This is a genomic window from Microbacterium sp. ZW T6_19 (genome assembly GCF_044987465.1).
Classification (GTDB): Bacteria; Actinomycetota; Actinomycetes; order Actinomycetales; family Microbacteriaceae; genus Microbacterium; species Microbacterium natoriense_A.
On sequence record NZ_JBJDRH010000019.1, the window covers coordinates 1 to 19,133 of the forward strand.

At 68.1% G+C, this 19,133-nt stretch carries 21 protein-coding genes; 13 read left to right on the top strand and 8 right to left on the bottom strand.

Annotated elements, in window-relative coordinates; all coding sequences use genetic code 11:
* Nucleotides 1–133 precede the first annotated feature (133 nt).
* Nucleotides 134–793, bottom strand: a complete 660-nt coding sequence (locus tag ACI3KT_RS18280) for a hypothetical protein (protein ID WP_404905841.1) — start codon at nucleotides 791–793, stop codon at nucleotides 134–136.
* A 148-nt stretch (nucleotides 794–941) separates the two neighbouring features.
* Here ACI3KT_RS18280 and ACI3KT_RS18285 point away from each other — a divergent pair, with 148 nt between their 5' ends.
* The 11 genes from ACI3KT_RS18285 (at nucleotide 942) to ACI3KT_RS18335 (ending at nucleotide 11,549) form a co-directional block, all read left to right on the top strand.
* Nucleotides 942–2,144, top strand: coding sequence for a HupE/UreJ family protein (locus tag ACI3KT_RS18285; protein ID WP_404905842.1), 1,203 nt, complete (start codon nucleotides 942–944; stop codon nucleotides 2,142–2,144).
* Nucleotides 2,145–2,301: 157 nt separating this feature from the next.
* Nucleotides 2,302–4,221 carry a fibronectin type III domain-containing protein gene (locus ACI3KT_RS18290; protein ID WP_404905843.1) on the top strand — a complete coding sequence of 640 codons (1,920 nt, stop codon included), beginning with the start codon at nucleotides 2,302–2,304 and terminating at the stop codon, nucleotides 4,219–4,221.
* An 83-nt stretch (nucleotides 4,222–4,304) separates the two neighbouring features.
* Entirely contained in the window at nucleotides 4,305–5,342 is a 1,038-nt protein-coding gene (locus tag ACI3KT_RS18295; RefSeq protein WP_404905844.1) for a DUF916 domain-containing protein, read from the top strand.
* A gap of 182 nt (nucleotides 5,343–5,524) precedes the next feature.
* A complete protein-coding gene (locus ACI3KT_RS18300) occupies nucleotides 5,525–5,953 on the top strand; it encodes a VOC family protein (protein WP_292905031.1) in 429 nt (142 codons plus the stop codon).
* A 1-nt stretch (nucleotide 5,954) separates the two neighbouring features.
* Nucleotides 5,955–6,656, top strand: coding sequence for a winged helix-turn-helix transcriptional regulator (locus ACI3KT_RS18305; protein WP_404905845.1), 702 nt, complete (start codon nucleotides 5,955–5,957; stop codon nucleotides 6,654–6,656).
* On the top strand, nucleotides 6,653–7,270 hold the full coding sequence (locus ACI3KT_RS18310) for a dihydrofolate reductase family protein (RefSeq protein ID WP_307292368.1): 618 nt from the start codon (nucleotides 6,653–6,655) through the stop codon (nucleotides 7,268–7,270). The genes ACI3KT_RS18305 and ACI3KT_RS18310 overlap by 4 nt, the downstream gene beginning before the upstream one ends.
* Nucleotides 7,271–7,430: 160 nt before the next feature.
* Nucleotides 7,431–9,074: a collagen binding domain-containing protein gene (locus ACI3KT_RS18315; protein ID WP_404905846.1), complete on the top strand. Its 1,644-nt coding sequence runs from the start codon at nucleotides 7,431–7,433 to the stop codon at nucleotides 9,072–9,074.
* Nucleotides 9,075–9,083: 9 nt separating this feature from the next.
* Nucleotides 9,084–9,689: a hypothetical protein gene (locus tag ACI3KT_RS18320; protein WP_404905847.1), complete on the top strand. Its 606-nt coding sequence runs from the start codon at nucleotides 9,084–9,086 to the stop codon at nucleotides 9,687–9,689.
* A gap of 102 nt (nucleotides 9,690–9,791) precedes the next feature.
* Nucleotides 9,792–10,385, top strand: a complete 594-nt coding sequence (locus ACI3KT_RS18325) for a suppressor of fused domain protein (protein ID WP_404905848.1) — start codon at nucleotides 9,792–9,794, stop codon at nucleotides 10,383–10,385.
* Nucleotides 10,386–10,487: 102 nt separating this feature from the next.
* Nucleotides 10,488–11,036 carry a hypothetical protein gene (locus ACI3KT_RS18330; RefSeq protein WP_404905849.1) on the top strand — a complete coding sequence of 183 codons (549 nt, stop codon included), beginning with the start codon at nucleotides 10,488–10,490 and terminating at the stop codon, nucleotides 11,034–11,036.
* Between the two features lie 129 nt (nucleotides 11,037–11,165).
* A complete protein-coding gene (locus ACI3KT_RS18335; protein ID WP_404905850.1) occupies nucleotides 11,166–11,549 on the top strand; it encodes a DUF6984 family protein in 384 nt (127 codons plus the stop codon).
* Nucleotides 11,550–11,552: 3 nt separating this feature from the next.
* On the opposite strand, the gene ACI3KT_RS18340 is transcribed toward ACI3KT_RS18335, so the two are convergent.
* The 6 genes from ACI3KT_RS18340 to ACI3KT_RS18365 all read right to left on the bottom strand — a co-directional run bounded on the left by ACI3KT_RS18340 (nucleotide 11,553) and on the right by ACI3KT_RS18365 (nucleotide 16,932).
* Entirely contained in the window at nucleotides 11,553–12,362 is an 810-nt protein-coding gene (locus tag ACI3KT_RS18340; protein WP_404905851.1) for a Cof-type HAD-IIB family hydrolase, read from the bottom strand.
* Between the two features lie 118 nt (nucleotides 12,363–12,480).
* A complete protein-coding gene (locus ACI3KT_RS18345; protein WP_404905852.1) occupies nucleotides 12,481–13,326 on the bottom strand; it encodes an exodeoxyribonuclease III in 846 nt (281 codons plus the stop codon).
* A gap of 9 nt (nucleotides 13,327–13,335) precedes the next feature.
* Nucleotides 13,336–13,533 carry a hypothetical protein gene (locus ACI3KT_RS18350; RefSeq protein ID WP_292905053.1) on the bottom strand — a complete coding sequence of 66 codons (198 nt, stop codon included), beginning with the start codon at nucleotides 13,531–13,533 and terminating at the stop codon, nucleotides 13,336–13,338.
* A gap of 150 nt (nucleotides 13,534–13,683) precedes the next feature.
* Nucleotides 13,684–15,864 (bottom strand): malate synthase G, encoded by a 2,181-nt coding sequence (locus ACI3KT_RS18355; RefSeq protein ID WP_404905853.1) that lies wholly within the window; start codon nucleotides 15,862–15,864, stop codon nucleotides 13,684–13,686.
* Entirely contained in the window at nucleotides 15,861–16,292 is a 432-nt protein-coding gene (locus ACI3KT_RS18360; protein ID WP_292905055.1) for a heme-binding protein, read from the bottom strand. The genes ACI3KT_RS18355 and ACI3KT_RS18360 overlap by 4 nt, the downstream gene beginning before the upstream one ends.
* A 103-nt stretch (nucleotides 16,293–16,395) precedes the next feature.
* A complete protein-coding gene (locus ACI3KT_RS18365) occupies nucleotides 16,396–16,932 on the bottom strand; it encodes a YbhB/YbcL family Raf kinase inhibitor-like protein (protein ID WP_404905854.1) in 537 nt (178 codons plus the stop codon).
* A gap of 84 nt (nucleotides 16,933–17,016) precedes the next feature.
* Here ACI3KT_RS18365 and pyrE point away from each other — a divergent pair, with 84 nt between their 5' ends.
* Entirely contained in the window at nucleotides 17,017–17,577 is a 561-nt protein-coding gene (gene pyrE, locus ACI3KT_RS18370) for an orotate phosphoribosyltransferase (RefSeq protein WP_404905855.1), read from the top strand.
* Nucleotides 17,574–18,476: an ROK family protein gene (locus ACI3KT_RS18375; protein WP_404905856.1), complete on the top strand. Its 903-nt coding sequence runs from the start codon at nucleotides 17,574–17,576 to the stop codon at nucleotides 18,474–18,476. Before pyrE ends, ACI3KT_RS18375 begins: the two co-directional genes overlap by 4 nt.
* On the opposite strand, the gene ACI3KT_RS18380 is transcribed toward ACI3KT_RS18375, so the two are convergent.
* Nucleotides 18,445–19,133 (bottom strand): hypothetical protein (locus tag ACI3KT_RS18380; RefSeq protein WP_404905857.1); only part of this gene is annotated, 689 nt, incomplete at its 5' end. The two genes, ACI3KT_RS18375 and ACI3KT_RS18380, sit on opposite strands and share 32 nt — an antisense overlap.

Below are 19,133 nucleotides of genomic sequence, written 5' to 3' on the forward strand. Positions count from 1 at the left end.
GGGGTCCGCTCGTCGCGGGTGCGGTGGCGACGGCATCCGTCCCCGGCGTCGGCCTCGCGGTCGTCGCCGCCCTCACGCTCGGCGCCGGCGGTCTGGCCCTCATCGGGCTGCGCGAGCGCACGATCGCGGCGGACTAGTCGATCCAGATCACCAGGCCGTTCAGGTCGCTCAGCACCGCCGCGACCCCGGCCCGCACCGCGTCACCCGTGCGCTCGGGGGTGAAGGTCGCCGGATCGTAGTCGGACGCCGACCCCAGCCCCTCGCCGCGGAACGACGCCCCCGTCCAGTCCACCGCCGTGACGTTCTCGGTCGGCTCCGCGATCTCGGCGCCGATCACAAGGAAGCTGCGGTCGAGATGGTTCGCCGACACGATCGCGAGCGGGTCGATCAGGTGCTCGCCCGCGACGATGACGAGGTCGGGATTGCGCTCCATCGCGTCGACGATCCCGGGGATCGGGTCGTGTTCGTCGGCGGTGACGGTGCGGAGGTCGACGGAGGTCGCCGTCGCCCAGTCGCGCACCGACCGGGCGATCGTCTGCGTCTCGGCATCCGCACCCGCCGTCAGCAGCACGACCCGGTAGCCGGGCGCCGGGCTGACACCGTCCCATGACCCCGCCGCCGGTTCGATCGTGGCCTCTGGCGAAGGGCGCACCTCCGGTACGAACCCCGGCGCCGCCGAGCCGACGGCTGCGGGCGCCGATCGCGGTTCGTCCCAGCCGGCGGACGCGCAGCCGGTGAGAGCGAACGCGAAGGCGACCACGGATGCCGTGGCGAGGGCGGAGCGGGCACGCATGTCATCCACTCTGCGGCACCGCCGGCGTGTGCCTGCGCCGATCGCGCCGTCGTTCCCCGCCTGTTCCCCCGGGCGTCTCCTGTCGTTCACGCCGGCGGGACAACCTGCTCCAGGTCCGCCCGAAGGACCGCGACCCGCAGGAGAACAGATGAGACGCATCGCCCCGACCGCCGCAGTGATCGGCCTCGTCGCCGCCGCCGGAATCCTCACGATCGCCGCGCCCGCCGCCGCTCACGGCTTCACCTCGGTCGTCTACGCCGACGTCACCGCGCAGGGCGGCACGGTCGTGTCCGAGTTGAGGCTCGAGTACGACCTGCTGATCGTGTCGGCCGCGGATGCAGAAGACGACGACTCTCTGTTCGACGACGGCACCTACGCGTTCGAGGCGCAGGACGCGCAGTTGCAGGTGCAGGCGCTCGAGGATCACATCGACTCGGTCGCGGCCTATGTCACGGCGGGCTTCACCGCCGCGGTCGGCGGCGAGGTCTGCCCTGCCCGCCTCGACGACGAGCTCGAGATGACTCTCGCCGAAGGGGTGCCGTACGTGCGGCTGACCGTGGCGAGCGACTGCGCGCCCACCAACGACGGCCACGTGATCACGAGCACCCTGTTCGGCGATGACGAGGGATACGTGCGCGACACCAAGGCGGTCGTCACCTACGACCTCGACCTGCAGCACGGCAGCGCGGCGCTCGACGCGCAGCATCCGTCCTTCGACACAGAGCAGTCCGGGTGGGAGCGCTTCTGGTCGTTCTTCGCGCTCGGCGCCGAGCACCTGCTCACCGGCATCGATCACATCCTCTTCCTGCTCGCGCTGATCGTCGGCTCGAGGAGGCTGCGCGAGATCGTGCTGGCGGCGACTTCGTTCACGATCGCGCACTCGGTGACGTTCATCCTCGCCGCCGTCGGCGTCGTCTCGGTGCCCGCGGTCGTCGTGGAGCCCATCATCGCTCTCTCGATCGCCGTGGTCGCGGCCTGGTACCTGCTGCGTCTGGGGCGCAAGCGCGAGCACGTGGACGATCTCGAACGGCGCAGCGGGCCGCTCGGCCTCGACCGCTCCGGGGGGCTGCGGCTGGCTGTCGTCTTCGTGTTCGGCCTCGTGCACGGGCTCGGCTTCGCCGCCGCGCTCGGCATCGACCAGCCGTGGTCGTGGACGCTGCTGTGGTCTCTGCTCGTGTTCAACCTCGGCATCGAGGCGGTGCAGATCGGGATCATCCTCGCCGTGTTCCCCCTGCTCGTACTGCTGCGCCGGAAGGCGCCGAAGACCGGCATGTGGGTCGCCGGCATCGTGGCGGCGGGTGTGACCGCGGCGGGTCTGTACTGGTTCGTGGAGCGTCTGCTCGGCGCCTGACGGCAGCGAGAACTGTGCGAGCGGATGCCGTTCGCCCACGCATCGCCTGCCAGGCACCCGGCATTCACCTTCCGGCCACACGGCGGGCGAAGTCTGAGCGAGTGGTCCGCGTGCGCGCGGGCCGCCATCCCCCCATCGATCAGAGAACGGATACTCCATGTCCTCCCTCACCGCATCCGCTCACCGGCGACCAGCGCGTCGTTCCAGTGCGTGGATCGCCGCCGCAGCCGTCGGCGCGACGCTGGTCCTCAGCGGTCTCGTCGCGGCCCCCGCGACGGCAGCGTCCACCGCGCAGTACACCGGGATCGTCCTCGGCGTCGGCGCGAACGAATCGCAGCGCATCGTCACCTGGTACAGCACCGCCGACGAGGAGCAGCTCGTGCAGCTGGCCCCGACGGCATCCGTCGTGAACGGCGAGTTCCCCGCCACCGCGAAGACCTTCACTGCCACCGGAACGGCGAACATCACCTCGGTCGGCGGCGTCAACCGCCACACCACCCTCACCGGCCTCGAAGAGAACACGGCGTACACCTACCGTGTCGGATCCGAGGGCAACTGGTCGACGGCCTACTCCTTCTCCACCCAGTCGTTCGACGGCGACTTCGACTTCCTGTTCTTCGGCGACCCGCAGATCGGCGCCTCCGGCAACGTCGCGAACGACGGCGCGGGGTGGTCGGACACGCTCGACGTCGCCCTGGGGGCGAACCCGACCGCCGAACTGCTCGTCTCCGGCGGCGACCAGGTCGAGACGGCCAACACCGAGACGCAGTGGGACGCTTTCCTCGCCTCGGACAAGCTGCGCCAGTACCCGTGGGTCGCGACCATCGGAAACCACGACGTGGGCGGCAAGGCCTACGAGCAGCACCTGTACACGCCCAACACCGACCGCAGCGCGAAGTACTACGCGAACGGCGACCCGGCGTCGAACACCTCGGGTGGCGACTACTGGTTCATCTACAAGGACGTGCTGTTCATCGACCTGAACAGCAACAGCTACAAGACCACCGACGGCACGAACGGCGACGCGGCGCACGTCGCCTACGTGACCGACGTGATCAACCAGCACGGCGCAGAGGCGAAGCACACCGTGCTCGTCTACCACCACGCGATCTACTCGGCCGCGTCTCACGCGAAGGACGCCGACAACAAGGTCCGCCGCGTCGACTTCCCGACCGTGTTCTCGAACCTGGGCGTCGACCTCGTGCTGCAGGGCCACGATCACGTCTACACCCGCAGCTACGAGATCAAGAACGGCGAGAAGGCGAACCCCGACGAACAGCCCGGACAGGACGAGATCTTCGTCGGCCCCGGCGGCGTCGTCTACATGACCGCCAACTCGGCATCCGGATCGAAGTACTACAACATCACCGCTCCGGACGCGTCCGGCACGAGCGGCGCCGGGAACGGAGCCGACCCTCTGAACCCGTCGAGCTACTGGTACAACTCGGTGCAGAGCCAGGAGAAGACCCGCTCCTACGTGCAGGTCAAGGTCCGAGACGACAAGCTCATCGTCGAAGACATCCGCAGCGAGGCCTCGGGCTCCAACCCGGTGCTGTCGGTGGTCGACTCGGTCACTATCAACGCGAATCACGGAGACGGCCAGGACATCCAGGTCGACGTCCCCGAGAGCGCACCCGGAGAGTTCGGCTGGACGATCGACGGCACCAATCGCCTCGTCGACCTCGGCACGGCCGTCGAGAAGGACAACACGTACTTCACCGCCTCGGGCGAGATCAACCCGATCACCGTCACCGACACGCGCAAGACGCACTCGGGCTGGTCGATCTCGGCATCCGTCGGCGACTTCACCGACGGCGCCAAGGTCCTCTCGGGCAAGTATCTCGGCTGGACCCCGTCTGTGAAGGAGGAGGGTGCGGGCACGATCGCCGGCGCCCCGATCGCCTCGGGCTACACCAGCGGAACCGGTCTGTCGGAGTCGCGCGCCCTCGCCGGCGCGTGGAACGGGCACGAACTCGGCGCATCCAAGGTCGGCGCAGGGCTCGAGCTGACATTCCCGAACACGACGGAGAAGGGCGCGTACCGCGCGACCCTGACCCTCACCGCGCTCGCCGGCTGAGACCGGCGGACGCATCCGGATGCCGTGAGGCGGGCACGCTCGCCTCACGGCATCCGCTTCCACCTCCCGAGAGACGAACACTCATGAACATCCCCTCCCTCGCCCGCCGTGCGGGCGTCACTGCGGCTCTTCTCGCGCTGGCCGCCCTGTTCGCCGCGCCCGCGGCGAATGCCGCGGTCGACGACGTCACCTGGACGGTCCGCACCGAATCGAACAGCTTCGGCGCCGATCGCGCGGGCTACGAGTACACGCTCAGCCCCGGCGAGACGATCACCGACGGCATCGTCGTGACGAACCGGGGTGCCGAACCGCTCGACCTGGGCGTGTACGCGGCCGACGGCTTCACGACCGAGGACGGCGGGTTCGATCTGCTGCCCGCAGGCGAGAAGTCGGCGAAGCTCGGCACCTGGGTCACGGTCGACGGCGGGGGAGTGGTCTCCGTCGCCCCGGGGGCGTCGGCCATGGTGCCGTTCACGATCGCGGTTCCGGCGAACGCCACGCCCGGCGACTACGGCGCGGGAATCGTGACCTCTCTCGCGACCGCCGACCAGAACGCCGAGGGTGTCACGGTCGATCGGCGTCTCGGCATCCGCATGGGCGTGCGCGTCGACGGAGAGCTCGCTCCCGCTCTCGCGGTCGACGACGTGAGCGTCGACTGGGGCGGCGGCCTCAATCCGTTCTCAGGCGATGTCGACGTCGCCTTCACGCTCAAGAACACCGGCAACACGACGATCGGCTCGGTCGCCGGAGTCACCCTGGCGGGGCCCTTCGGCCTGCTGGCGACCGATGCCACCGACGTCGGCGATGCTCCCGAACTGCTCCCCGGTGAGACCTGGACGCAGAAGGTCACGGTGCCCGGATTCGCCGCTCTCGTCCTCTTGACGGCGACCGCGACCGTGATTCCGGCGTCCACGGACGCCGCGGGCACGACGGCCTCGCTTGCTCCCGTCGTCGCGAGCGGCACGGGGTGGGCTGTGCCGTGGCTGTTGCTCGCGCTGATCCTCCTCGTGGTCGCGGCGATCGTCTTCGTGCCGCGGATGCTGCGCGCAAGAGCCGCTACGCGGCAGGCGCGTGAGGACGCCCGGGTCGAGGAGGCGGTGGCGGCGGCGCTCGCGAAGTAGCGCACTCGCCGCTCGCTCGGGAGGAGTTCTCGCCTTCGGGCGGAGGAATCCGCGTCGAGTCTCCTCCCGAGCACGAGGTCTCCTCCCGAACGCGCAACAACCCCTTGACGGCAGTACTTGTTTTTTGCAAGCATGACTCCAACGGGCGCCGCAACCCGCGGGCCTTCGACAAGGGAGTCATCATGACCAAGGTCTTCGTCAACCTGCCCACCTCCGACCTCGAGCGCAGCAAGGCGTTCTACACGGCCATCGGATGCGAGATCAATCCGCTGTTCACCGACGAGAACGCCGCGTGCGTCGTGTGGAGCGACGACATCTACTTCATGGTGCTGAAGCCGGAGTTCTTCGCGACCTTCACCGACAAGCCGATCGCCGACCCGAACCAGGTCGTGCAGGTCTCGGTGTCGTTCACGCAGGACTCTCGTGAAGACGTCGACGCGATCGTCGAGAAGGCACTCGCCGCGGGCGGCAGCGAGCCCAAGCCCGCGCAGGACTACGGCTTCATGTACTCGCGCGACATCGACGACCCCGACGGCAACTCGCTCGGCTTCCTCTACATGACCCCCGAGGCTGCGGAGAACGGCCCCGAGCACGTCGCCGAATCGGCCTGAGGTGGCTGCGCGCAGCTACGGCCAGTACTGCGGGGTGACCACAGCCGTCGAGCTGGTCGGGGAGCGGTGGGCGATGCTCATCGTGCGCGATCTGCTCGTCGGCCCCCGCCGCTACACCGACCTGAAGCTGGGCCTGCCGCGCATTCCGACCAACATCCTCTCGACACGGCTCAAAGAGCTGCAGGAGGGCGGGGTCGTCCGACGGGTCCCGCTGCACAACTGCGGACTCGTCTACGAGCTCACCGACTACGGTCGTGCGCTCGAGCCGATCATCCTCGCTCTCGGTCGGTGGGGTTTCCAGACGATGGGCGACCCCGACGAGGGCGATGTCGTCACGCCCGATTCCCTGACGATGGCGCTGCGAACGGCGTTCCAGGCGGATGCCGCCGCGGACGCCGAGTACGAGCTGCACGTAGGTGACGTGGCGCTGCGCGCCTCGGTGCGCGCAGGCTCGCTGTCGGTGGCGCGGTTAGCTCCACCGGCGCCGCCGGTCGGCGGCCGGCTCCCCGAAGGAGAAGCGGATGCCGTCATCGTGGCCGGCCCCGGCATCCGCCGTCTGATCGCGGGGGAGCTCACCCCTGCCGAAGCCGTCGAGCAGGACGTTCTCGCCGTGGTGCGCGGCGATGTCTCGTGGCTCGACTCCTTCGCCCGCAGTTTTCACATCGCACCGCTCGCCGAACTCACGAAGGAGACAGCATCATGACCGGACGCATCATCATCGACCTGTTCACCACTCTCGACGGCGTCGCGCAGGCCCCCGGCGGGCCCGAGGAGGACACCAGCGGAGGCTTCCCATACGGCGGCTGGCAGGCGGGCTATCCGAGCGAGGCGGTCATGCGCAGCGTGACCGCGGGTATGGACACCCTCGACGCCCTGCTGCTCGGTCGCCGAACCTACGACATCTTCGCCGGGTACTGGCCGCAGCACACCACCGGGCCCGAGGGGTTCATCGGGCAGCTGTTCGATCGGGTGCCGAAGTACGTCGCGTCGAGGGACGCCGGGATCGAGCTCGGCTGGCAGGGCAGCTCGCGCGTCGGCGACGACCTGGCATCAGAGATCGCCGAGCTGCGCGAGAAGCACCAGGATGTGCACGTGATCGGCAGCGTCGACTTCGTGCAGACTCTGCTCGCCGAGCAGCTCTACGACGAGTTGCAGCTGTGGGTGTACCCGGTGGTGCTCGGTCAGGGCCGCAAGGTCTTTCCCGACGGAGCGGCTCCGGCGAGCATGAGGCTGTTGCAGGCTGAATCAGGTGACGGCGGCACACTGCTGCTGCGGTACGCGCCGGTGTCTGGAGAGGTGCGCACCGGGACGATGTAGGGCGGGTCGGTCCCGGTCGATCTTCCAGAATATTTCCCGAGGATCGACTATTCCCTTCCTGTGTATTTCCCAATAGATTCGGACAGCACGTTGCCGCACGGTCGGCGGGTGGATTGCTGATCTGCGCTCCGGCGCCACGAGTCCTGAGGGGGACCCGGCCATGCTGTCACGACGGACCAAGAAGAGCGCGCTGCTGAAGATGCTGCTCGCCGGAGCGGCTTCTGCGGCCCTGGCACTGACGGGAGCGGTGTCGGCCGCAGCCGAAGACGCTCCCACCGCGACGATCACGGGGCAGGTCACACGGGAAGACGGCGGAGCGCCGGTGGAGAACGTCGGCGTGTTCGTCACGCCCACCGCCGGCGGGTTCTCCTACAACGGGTACACGGATGCGACCGGCGCCTACAGCGTGGTGGGGTTGCCGGCGGGGGAGTACGTGGTGCACTTCTCGCCGCTGCCGCCGTCCGGTCTGGACGACGAGTTCTGGGATGACGCGGCAGACTGGTTCAGCGCGGACCGGATCCAGGCCGTGGGGGGCGAGACGATCGCAGACATCGATGCCACGCTCTCGGCTCCTCCTGTTCCCGGCTCGATCTCCGGGGCCGTCGTCCGAGAGGATGACGGAGCCCCAGTCGCCGGTGCCACGGTCAGCGCGAGCGCAACCGGCGGAAGCTGGGGTTGGGGATCGACGACGACTGGAGCAGACGGGTCTTACACGCTGTCAAACCTGCAGCCCGGCGATTACATCCTGACGTTCCAGGCAGACGGAACCGACCTGGTCACGGAATACTGGGATGACGCTGTCTCGTGGAGCGCGGCGACCCCGGTGGCGTTGAGCTCCGGCGGTGCGGTCGCGAGCATCGATGCGGAACTCGCCGCGGGCGGCGCAGTCGCCGGCACTGTCGTGCGTACGGCTGACGGTTCTCCGATCGCCAGTGCCACAGTGTCGGCCCTCGATGAGCACGGAGAGATCAGGCGTCAGACGCAATCCGGCGCAGACGGCGCCTATCGCCTCGACGGACTCGCGGACGGTTCCTACGCGATCCAGTTCTCGGGCGGCTTCGACGCTTCGCTGGCCGTGGAGTTCTGGCAGAACGCCCGTACGCAGTCGGCAGCCACGCCTGTCACGACGACCGCAGGGCAGACCGTATCCGCGATCGACGCGTCGTTGGAGAGTCTCGGACACGTCTCAGGTACGGTGACCAAGGCATCCGACGGTACGCCTGTGCTTGGTGCGAGCATCATGGCTCTGGATGTCGTCAGCGGCGCGTATGCGGGCTCGGGCTGGAGTCAGATGGACGGCACCTTCGACCTGGCCCTCGCCCCGGGCACTTACAACCTGAAGTTCTCCACGATGGACCGCGGGCTTCTCGAAGAGTACTGGGATGACGCCCTTGCGGTCGAAGATGCCACCCCCGTCACCGTGACGGCATCGGGGCTCGTCAATGGCCTGAACGTGCAGCTCGATGCCGCCGCACTGATCACGGGAACCGTGGACTTGGTCAGCGACGAGAACCGAGAGGTCATCGTCGAGGCATACGAAGGTGCGACCCGCGTCGGCTCTGCTCACGCGAATCTGGAGGACGGCAGCTATCAGCTGTATGTGCCCGCGGGTACCTACACTCTGAAGGCCACCGCGATCTTCTACAACGGCAGCACCACGTTCGTGAAGCCGCAGTGGTCGGGCGGTGCTAAGAAGCAGAAGAAGGCGACTCCGATCACCGTGGCCGTCAATGCGCCCGTGGGAGGCATCGACTTCACCCTGGTTGCGAAAGACCGGGGAGTAGAGACCGGGAATTCGGCTTAAGAGCAGAACGTGGGCAGAGGCAAGAAGAGAACTTCCCCAATAAGCGCCACCGAGCTGATGGCCCAATTGGAGAAGGATGAGGAGTTTCAGAGGAAACGCAAAATCCGCGAGGAGGCGTTGAGCGCCCGCGCGGCGGAACTGACGGCGGCCGAGCAACCTATAGTCCGCGACCTTCGCGCATCGGGAGTAGCCGTTGACTCGGTGTGGGACCTCGTGGGTGCCGCTACGCCGTATCCAGATGCGCTGCCGGTCTTGATGCATCACCTTGAGGTTGGTGGATACCCAGACCGAGTGGCGGAGAGTCTCGGTAGGGCGCTTGCAGTGAAGCCGTCCATCATTTTCTGGAGTCGATTGGAGAAGCTCTATCTATCATCCCGCAGCCGGGGCGAGAGGGAGGGTGCAGCAATTGCATTGGCCGCGGTCGCAGGTCCGGAGCAAACTGATAACCTCATTGCGTTCTTGCGGACCCCGGAGTTGGCGGAAACGCGCATCTACTTTGTATCTCCCCTACTGCGTATCGGGGGGCAGACCGGCCGCAAGTTTGTTGAGAGCATTGCGGAGGATCCGGTACTTGGCAAGGAAGCAACGCTGCGATTGTCCCGCAAGAGAAGATGATTCCCTTTTGTCAATCCGGCTCGGCCTCCATCTCCGTCGAACTCGGATGTTCTTTGGGAAGAGGCATGCGACCATGATGCCGAAGCTGCCTAGGAAGTAGCGATGACTCACGCTTCGGACCATAACGTGAAGGGCCTGGTCGAGCACTTCGAACGCACTCTGGGACCAATTGAGTACGGGTGGTCGGTCGACCCGGATGGCGCGAAGATGCCTTTCCAGATCGTCCGCTTCACGCGTGGTTCGGGCCCCGAATCTGTCAGCTATTCGACTCTCGGGCTAAGCCGGAAGGCACTTCCCTCGCCCAATTCGCAGCAGCTCATCCGGCATGAGCTGCTGATGTTGGCGCCCGAGTTCCTCACGCCAGACCACATCGCGTCGGTACTGCACCAAGTCGGTGAGATGGTGATCGGGAGGGGGCGTGCGCTACTGCGCGGCGATGTGATCGGACCCGCTGGCGCATTAGTTTCCGGGGCGACCGTGACTGCCTTGTATGTGACAGCGCCGATGTATTTTCCCGAGGATTTTGCTGTGTTTGATGCAGGCGGGCACGGCGCGGTGGTCATCGCTTGGTTGGTGCCGATCACCGACGGCGAAGCGGACTACGTGTCGAGCCACGGCTGGGATGCCTTCGAAGACAAACTGGTCGAACAGGACCCCGATGTGGTCGACTTCCACCGCTCAGCGATGACGCTGTAGGGACCTATGTCATCCCCAACCAGCGGGCGACAGCGGTATCGCCTGCTGGGGAGCGAACGGCCAGAATGCGGAGGAATCGTGAACGAGGTTCGAGTGCGGTCTGTGCCTTTCGCGCAGGCAACGGCGTGGTCGCAGGCGTCGCTGGAGGCAGGGTCCGCGTTGGCGGGATTCATCAGGCAGCGGCTGTCGACGCCCGCGGCGGCGTTCGTCTTGCTGCCCGATGATGGCTCCGCGCTCGAAGTGGATGACAACTCACGTGCCATTGATCCGCATGATGCGGACCAGGTTCTCAACGAGTACTTCCAGTACCTGTCGTCGATGGGGACCGGCATCCTCATGGTCGAAGACGACACCGCCCGCGAGGGCGATCCAGGGCTCGCTGACGCTGTAGTTCTGGAGGGGCGAGTGCTTCGCTGGAAAGACCTGCATACGGACGCTTCGCAGCTGACGCAGCTGATCCGGCGAGGCGCGTCGGGGTACCCGTTGAATGCGTTCGTGTGCCATGACGGCGCGAGAGCGGTCTTCCAGCAGGCGGGAGATTCCTTGAGCAGCGATGATGCCTCTGCCTTGGCCCAATCTGCCCATGCCGTGATCCACTCCGTCTACGACGCCGAGAGTTTCCTTGTCATCGAACTCAACGCTTTCGCGTGAGGTGGACCGGCAACCGCCCGAACTATGGAGGCAGGCAAATGACGACGAAGTTCGCCGGATCCGGGACGAAACAGAGCGCCGAGACGAGGCTCTATTCGCCAGTCGCAACTGATGCGTTTGCGGTGTTCAATGCGCCGGTTCCCTAAGGGTTTGGGCCGGAACTCCCCGCCCAAAGGCTTCCGCGGTATACGCGAAGATGAGTCGCGCTTGCTCCTGCGCTTCGTCGCGAGGGACTTCCCGGGGAACGCCGAACTCCACGACCAGCTCCGGAGCGTCACAGTCGCGGATATCGACGCCGACGGCAGTCTCCGGCTCTCGACGCGAGGGGCCGCTCGCGCTGACGTGCCTCGACGGATACCCGTCGAGGCGAGTTACCTAGATCGAGACGGTGTGCGGGTCCACCTCCTCTTGCACGTCGTCGACGGCTATCTTGACGAGTTCGAGGTCTTTCGCGAGGATTCGAAGCCGGTGATCAACAGGCCGGTCGACCAGACCGACCTGGAGTTCGAGTAGCCGTCAACCCAGCATCCGCTCGATGACGCGCGCCACGCCGTCGTCGTCGTTCGACGCGGCGACCTCGTCGGCCGCGTCGCGCACGACGTCTTCGGCTTCGGCCATCGCGACCCCGTGGCCGGCCCAGCGCAGCATCTCGACATCGTTCAGCGCATCGCCGAAGGCGACGACGTCGGACTGTGAGACGTCGAGGTGCTCGCAGAGCCGGGCGAGGCCGGTGGCCTTGGTCACGCCCTCGGCCATCACCTCGACGAACGGGGCGCCAGACAGCGTGGCCTCGAAGCCGACCAGGCCGAGATCGCGCAGGGCCTCGAAGAGGACACCGGGCGAGAGCTCGGGATGCCGGATCACGAGCTTGAGAGTCGGCGCCGCCAGCACCTGATCGAGCGGCACTCCGCCCATGGTCTGCGGGTGGCGCTTGTGGTCGGAGTAGTCGGCGATCTCCGCGTATCCGTCCTCGGCGACGAAGGTCTCTCCGCCCTCGCGCACGCTCGCGAAGAGCAGGCCCGGGATGCTGGCGCGCAGCGCCTGGGCCAGCGTGCGGATCGTCTCGGGCGGCAGCTCTTCGGCGAAGAGCATCCGCCCGTCAACGAGATTCGTCGCGTACGCGCCGTTGCCGCACAGCGCCCAGCCGTCGAAGCCCGCCTCGGCGGCGATCGCGCGCAGGCCGATCGGCTGGCGGGCGGTCACGGGCACGACATGGATGCCGCGAGCTCTGGCTGCATCGAGCGCCCGGCGCGTGCGCGGAGTCACCATACCGGTGGAGTCGAGGAGCGTTCCATCGAGGTCGGTCGCGATCAGGCGGAGAGTCATGGGAGGGTCACTGCGTTTCGTCTCGTCGCTTCGCTCCTCGCTCAACGACCGGGGAGGGACTGCCTTCGTCTCTGCGTTTCGTCTCGCTTCGCTCGCTCAACGACCGGTGAGGGGCAGATCAGGAGAAGATCATCGGCAGGTCGTCGTCTTCTTCGGAACTGCCGAAGTCGAGGTCGACGACAACCGGCACGTGGTCGCTGGGCTGCTCGCCCTTGCGCTCGTTCCGGTGGATCGAGGCGCCCGTCACAGCATCCGCCAGGGTCTTCGAGCCCAGGACGAAGTCGATGCGGATTCCCTCGTTGCGGGGGAACTTCAGACGCTGGTAGTCCCAGTAGGTGTACCCGTCGGGGAGCAGCGGGCGCACGACGTCGCTGACGCCGGCATCCGCCAGCGCGAAGAAGGCGGCGCGCTCCTGCGGCGACACGTGCGTCGAGCGGCCGACGACGATGTCGGGGTCGCCGTTGTCGTCGTCGAACGGGATGATGTTGAAGTCGCCGACCAGCGCGAGCGGAAGCTCGGGGTTCGCAGAGAGCTCGGCGGCCGTGGACTTCTTCAGTTCTTCGAGCCAGTGCAGCTTGTAGGCGAGGTGCGGGTCGTCGAGCGAGCGGCCGTTGGGCACGTACAGGCTCCACACCCGCACGCCGTCGACCATCACGCCGAGCGCACGGGCTTCGAGCGGAGCATCCGGCCCCTCATGGCCCTTCGCGAAACCGGGCATGCCCGTGAACGAGGTCTGCACATCGGTTATCGGCAGCCGGCTCGCGATCGCGACGCCGTTCCACTGGTTCAGGCCGTGCACCTCGACGTGGTACCCGGCCTCTTCGAACGGCCCATACGGGAACTGCTCGGGCTTGCACTTGATCTCCTGCATCGCCAGCACGTCGATGTCTTCGCGAACGGCGAACTCGACGGTGCGGGTGACGCGGGTGCGGATGGAGTTGACGTTCCAGGTTGCCAAGCGCATGAGAACAGCCTAGTTGCGGGTATCGACATTCCCCGTCGCGCGGCCGGCCCGCTCGCGGTCATGCTTGCGCAGCGCCGAGAGGGAGGCGCTGCGGACAACGAGCCACTGGATGCCGAAGCCGATGAGAAGAGCCGGCAACCAGATCGGCAACCAGATCATGAAGGTGTCGAAGATGGTCTGGCCGTACTGGACCCCGTGCACAAGCATGGGGCCCAGAGTACAGCGGATGCCGGGGCCGGCCTCGCCGCGCCTCAGGAGGAGAACCGCGCCTCAGAAGGCGAACCGCGCCTCAGAAGGCGAGAATCCGGGGATTCGTCCTTCCGGAGCGCGGTTGTCCGTCGGAAGTGCTGCCGCGACTCAGACCCGAGCAGCCTGCTCGGCCTTCTTCTCCCGCCGAAGCCCGTGCAGCAGCGGCTCGGTGTAGCCGCTGGGCTGCGCCGCCCCCTCGACGATCAGGCGACGGGCGGCGGTGAACGCGATGCCCGGTTCTTCGCCCTCGGCGAAGGCCAGCGGCTCATAGTTGGGGTCGCCCGCGTTCTGTTCGTCGACGACCACGGCGAGACGACGCAGACTCTCATCGACCTGCTCGAGCGTGATGACGCCGTGCTGCAGCCAGTTGGCGAGCAGCTGGCTCGAGATGCGCAGCGTCGCGCGGTCCTCCATGAGGCCGACGCCGTTGATGTCGGGCACCTTCGAGACGCCGATGCCCTGGTCGATCCAGCGCACGACGTACCCGAGGATCGACTGCGCGTTGTTGTCGATCTCCTCCGCGACGATCTCGGGCGTGAGATCTCCCTCACCCGCCAGCGGCGGCACGAGCAGAGCGTCGAGCGCGCTGTCACCCACGGGCGCGAGCGTCGCGCGCACCGCGAACGGGTCGACCTGGTGGTAGTGCAGAGCGTGCAGGGTCGCGGCGGTCGGCGAGGGTACCCAGGCGGTGGATGCTCCCGACTGGGGGTGCGCGATCTTCTTCTGCAGCATGTCGTGCATGAGGTCGGGTTCGGCCCACATGCCCTTGCCGATCTGGGCGTGCCCGTCGAGGCCGGATGCCACGCCGATCGCGACGTTGCGGTCTTCGTACGCCTTCATGAACGGCTGCTGCTTGATCGCGGCCTTCGGCAGGAAGGGCCCCGCGTGCAGCGAGGTGTGGATCTCGTCTCCGGTGCGATCGAGGAAGCCCGTGTTGATGAACACGACCCGATCGGATGCGGCGGCGATCGCGGCGGCGAGGTTCGCCGAGGTGCGGCGCTCCTCGTCCATGATCCCGACCTTCATGGTGCGGGCGGGCAGTCCCAGCAGCTGCTCGACGCGGTCGAACAGCTCGGCCGCGAACGCGACCTCCTCAGGGCCGTGCATCTTGGGCTTGACGATGTACATCGAGCCGGTGCGCGAGTTGCGCCCGGCGTTCGGACCCTCAAGCTCGGGAAGCGTGCCGAGAGCCGTCATGATCGCGTCGAGGATGCCCTCGAAGATCGGCTCGCCGTCGCGGTCGAGCACGGCGTCGGTGCGCATGAGGTGGCCGACGTTGCGGACGAAGAGGAGGGCGCGCCCCGGGAGCGTGACCTCCGAACCGTCGGCCCGGTTGTACGTGCGGTCGGCGGCGAGGGTGCGCGTGAACGTGCGGCCGCCCTTGGTGACGGTCTCGCTGAGGGTGCCGTCCATGAAGCCTCGCCAGTTGCGGTACCCGAGCGCCTTGTCGTCGCCGTCGACCGCGGCGACCGAGTCTTCGAGGTCGAGGATCGCGGTGACGGCGGATTCGAGGATGATGTCCTGCACGCCCGCGGCATCCGTCGTGCCGATCCGGCCGGCGCGGTCGATCACGATCTCGGCGTGCAGGCCGTTGTGGACGAGCAGCACGGCAGTGGGAGCATCCGCTTCTCCGGCGTACCCGACGAAGACCGAGGCGTCGCGCAGCCGGCGCTGGCCGCCCGCGGTGTCGACGACGAGGCCCTCCGCGTCGACCCGATAGGCGCTCGCGTCGCTGTGCGAGCCCTCGTCCAAGGGGGCGATCTCGTCGAGGAACTCCCGCCCCCAGGCGACCACCTCGGCAGCACGGGTGTAGTTGAACTCCGTGCCGGGGGCGAGCTCGCCCTCCTGGCTGATCGCGTCGGTGCCGTACAACGCGTCGTACAGCGAGCCCCAGCGGGCATTCGCAGCATTGATCGCGAAGCGGGCGTTGAGCAGCGGCACCACGAGCTGCGGACCCGCCATCGTCGCGAGCTCGGCGTCGACGTTCTCGGTCGTCACGGCGACCTGCTCCGGCTCGGGCACGAGATACCCGATCTCGGTCAGGAGGGCGCGGTAGGCGTCCTTGTCGGGAACCCCTGGGTGCGCACGGTGGAAGTCGTCGATGCGCTGCTGCAGTTCGTCGCGCCTGCGCAGCAGGGCCGCGTTGCGAGGCACCAGGTCGTGGATGAGCGCACTCGCCCCGGCCCAGAACGCGTCGGCGTCGCGACCTGCATCCGCAAGCGCGGACTCGGCGAACTCGGCGATGGGTTCGGCGACCGAGAGGTCGGCGCGGGAGAGATACGAGGTCATGATTCCAGTCCTTCTACTCGAGCGCCGAGGCGCTTCAGGGTCTCGAGCGCGATCTCGATGTCTTGGGCGGGGCTGCCGCCTGCGACTCCGAGGCCGCCGACGCAGGTCTCGCCGAAGAAGATCGGAACGCCCCCGTCGATCGTCGTGAGGGCGCCGCCGGTGCCCAGGGGCAGTGCGGTGGTGAGCACGTCGGGGATGAGACCGGTGCGGCGGCGGGTCGATGCGGAGGTGACGGCCTTGCGCTTGCTCGTCTCGGCACTGTGCGGCGTCGCACCGTCTGCCATGCCGTAGGCGATCAGTGTCATCGACGGGTCGGCGACCGAGACCACGGTCTTCACACCTGTGACCTCACCCACCTCCATGGCGATGGAGACGGCGCGGACGGCCGTTTCATAGGTGATCGCGACCGTCTGGCGATGGGTAGACATCGACGTCCCCTCCCTCTCCGTGGTATTCATCATGCGAATAATTGATTTCGCATGATGGAATGATACGACAGAAGAGGGGCGTTGTCCAGAATGCGACGCCGGCTCAGCGTTCCGTCGGGTCGGCCGTGCCGACGAGGATGCCGCGGGCGAGCGTGTGGAAGTGCCGGTGGAAGCCGAGCGTGCCCGGCGTCTCGTCTCTCGTGAGATCCAGAGCATCGACGTCGAGAGCGTCCAGGACGAAGAAATAGCGGTGCACGCCCGTGCCCACCGGAGGCGCGGCGCCGATGTAGCGCTGCAGTCGCGCCTCGTTGGGCATGACCTTGGCTCCCGCCGGAAGGCTGCCGACCGAGCCGTCGATCGCGTCGAGGCCGACCAGGTCCGCCGGCAGGTCGAACGCCGCCCAGTGCCAGAAACCGGATCCGGTCGGCGCGTCCGGGTCGAAGCACGAGATCGCCAGGCTCCTCGTGCCTGCCGGCGGGGCCGACCAGCGTAGCCGCGGCGTCAGGTCGGACCCTCCACGGTCAGAGGACCAGGCCGACAGCGGCAGGGCGCCGCCCGGTTCGAAGTCGGGGCTGGTCAGCTCGAGAGGGGCGACGGGGCGCAACTCGGCGAGGGCGGCGTACGGGTCGTACGAGAACACGGAAGCTCCTTCGGTCGGTCTCCCGGCCACGATAAGCGGATGCCGGCGGCGAATCCAGCATCCGCTGCTTCTACACTGGATTCCGTGACCGCACTCGACGCAGACCGCCAGTCCCTTCTCGACCTCATCAAGGACGAGGCGGTGTTCCACGGCGACTTCACGCTCTCCAGCGGCAAGAAGGCGACCTACTACGTCGACATGCGCAAGCTGACGCTCGACCACCGGGCGGCTCCCGCGATCGGCCGCATCATGCTCGACCTGATCGCCGACCTCGACGTCGTCGCCGTCGGCGGCCTCACGCTCGGCGCCGACCCGATCGCGAACTCGGTGCTGCACGCCTCCGTCGCATCAGGCACCCCGCTCGACGCCTTCGTCGTGCGCAAGGAGCCCAAGGACCACGGTCGCGGCCGCCAGATCGAGGGCGCCGACGTCAAGGGCAAGCGCGTCGTCGTGCTCGAGGACACCTCGACCACCGGCCAGTCCGCGCTCAAGGCGGTGGAGGCCCTGCGCAAGGAGGGCGCAGAGATCGTCGCCGTCGCCGTGATCGTCGACCGCAAGACCGGAGCGCAGGCCGCGGTCGAGGCCGAGGGTCTCGAGTGGCGCGCGGCCTTCGATCTCGACGACCTCGGGCTCGACCCGCAGTGAATCGCTTCGCCCTCGCCGTCGATGTCGGCGGCACCAAGATGGAGGCCGCGCTCGTAGCCGACGACGGCACCCTCGTGCGGGGAAGCCGCAGCCGTCGGGCGACGGGCCGGGATGCCACCCCCGCGTCGCTCGACGATGCGATCGCGACGGTGATCGCCCACGCCCTCTCCCGTCTCCCCGACGCCGCAGAGCTCGTCGGCGCCGGCATCGGCAGTGCCGGGCCGATCGACCGTAACGTCGGCCAGATCCTCCCGGTGAACATGCCTGCAGCCCGCGGCTACGGTCTCGCGGGTGCGGTGCGCACGGCCGCCTCCGGGCTTCTCGGCCGTGGGCTGCCCACGGTGTTCGGCCACGACGGCGGTGCGCTCGCGCTCGCCGAGTCCTGGCTCGGCGCCACGAAGGACGCCCGCTCCTCGCTCGCGATCGTCGTGTCGACCGGCGTCGGCGGCGGCTTCGTGGTGAACGGCGCGTACATCCCCGGCGCCTCGGGCAACGCCGGCCATCTCGGTCAGGTGCGTCGAGAGGGCGGGCTCACGCTCGAGGAGATCGCCTCGGGGCCGGCCAGTGCCGCCTGGGCGCAGCAGCAGGGCTGGTCGGGAGCGACCGGCGAGGACCTGGCGCGCGACTCGGCCGCAGGAGACGCGATCGCCCGTGCGGCGATCGAGCGTTCCGCACGGGCCGTCGGCGAGGCGCTGGCGGATGCAGCGACGCTCGTCGACCTCGACATGGTCGCGATCGGCGGAGGCTTCTCGCAGGTGTCCGCCGACTACATCGACCTCGTGCAGCAGGCTCTCACTGCGAGCGCCGCGCACGAGTACTCGCGGCGGACTCGCGTCGTGCGCTCCGGCCTCGGTGACGAGGGGCCCCTCATCGGCGCCGCAGCGTTCGTTCTGCGCTGACCCCGAGCGACCCGCGCACCGCGAGCACGGCCAGAAGCGGCACCGCGGCGCACAGCCCTGCCGACACGAGCAAGGTCGTGCTCGACGCGGGATCGCGGCCGATCAGCAGCACCAGTGCGGGCACGAAGGTGCCGCCGAGGGCCCCGCAGGCGACCAGCGCGCCGGTGACGGCGGCGCTCCGTGCGGCATCCAGGCGATCGAGCGCGAGCCCGACGATCAGGGCATAGCTCGGCGCAAGCAGGGCGACCGCCGCCGCGAGTGCGACGAGGGCTCCGATCGGAGCCGCCTCTAACAGGAGCCCTGCGGAGGCGATCAGCACAGCGGCTGCCGCCGTTCCGACGGCGAGGATCGCGACGGGCGGCACTCCTCGTCTTCGGAGCCCCGCGGCGCCGAACCGACCGAGCGCCATCAGCGTCCAGAACGCCGTCGTGCCGAGTGCCGCGGCCGAGGGGGAGAGAGACAGCGTGCGCTCGGGGATCACGGCCGACCAGCCGGAGAGGACGGTCTCGACCCCCACATAGAGGGGCAGCGCCACGGCGAACGGTGCCAGCACCACGAGACCCCCGAGGTCGCGGCGGGCGGGAGGGGCGGCATCCCGGCGGGCGGCTCGGCCGGTGGCGAGGATCACGATCGTCGCGAGCGGTACCGCAGCGAGTG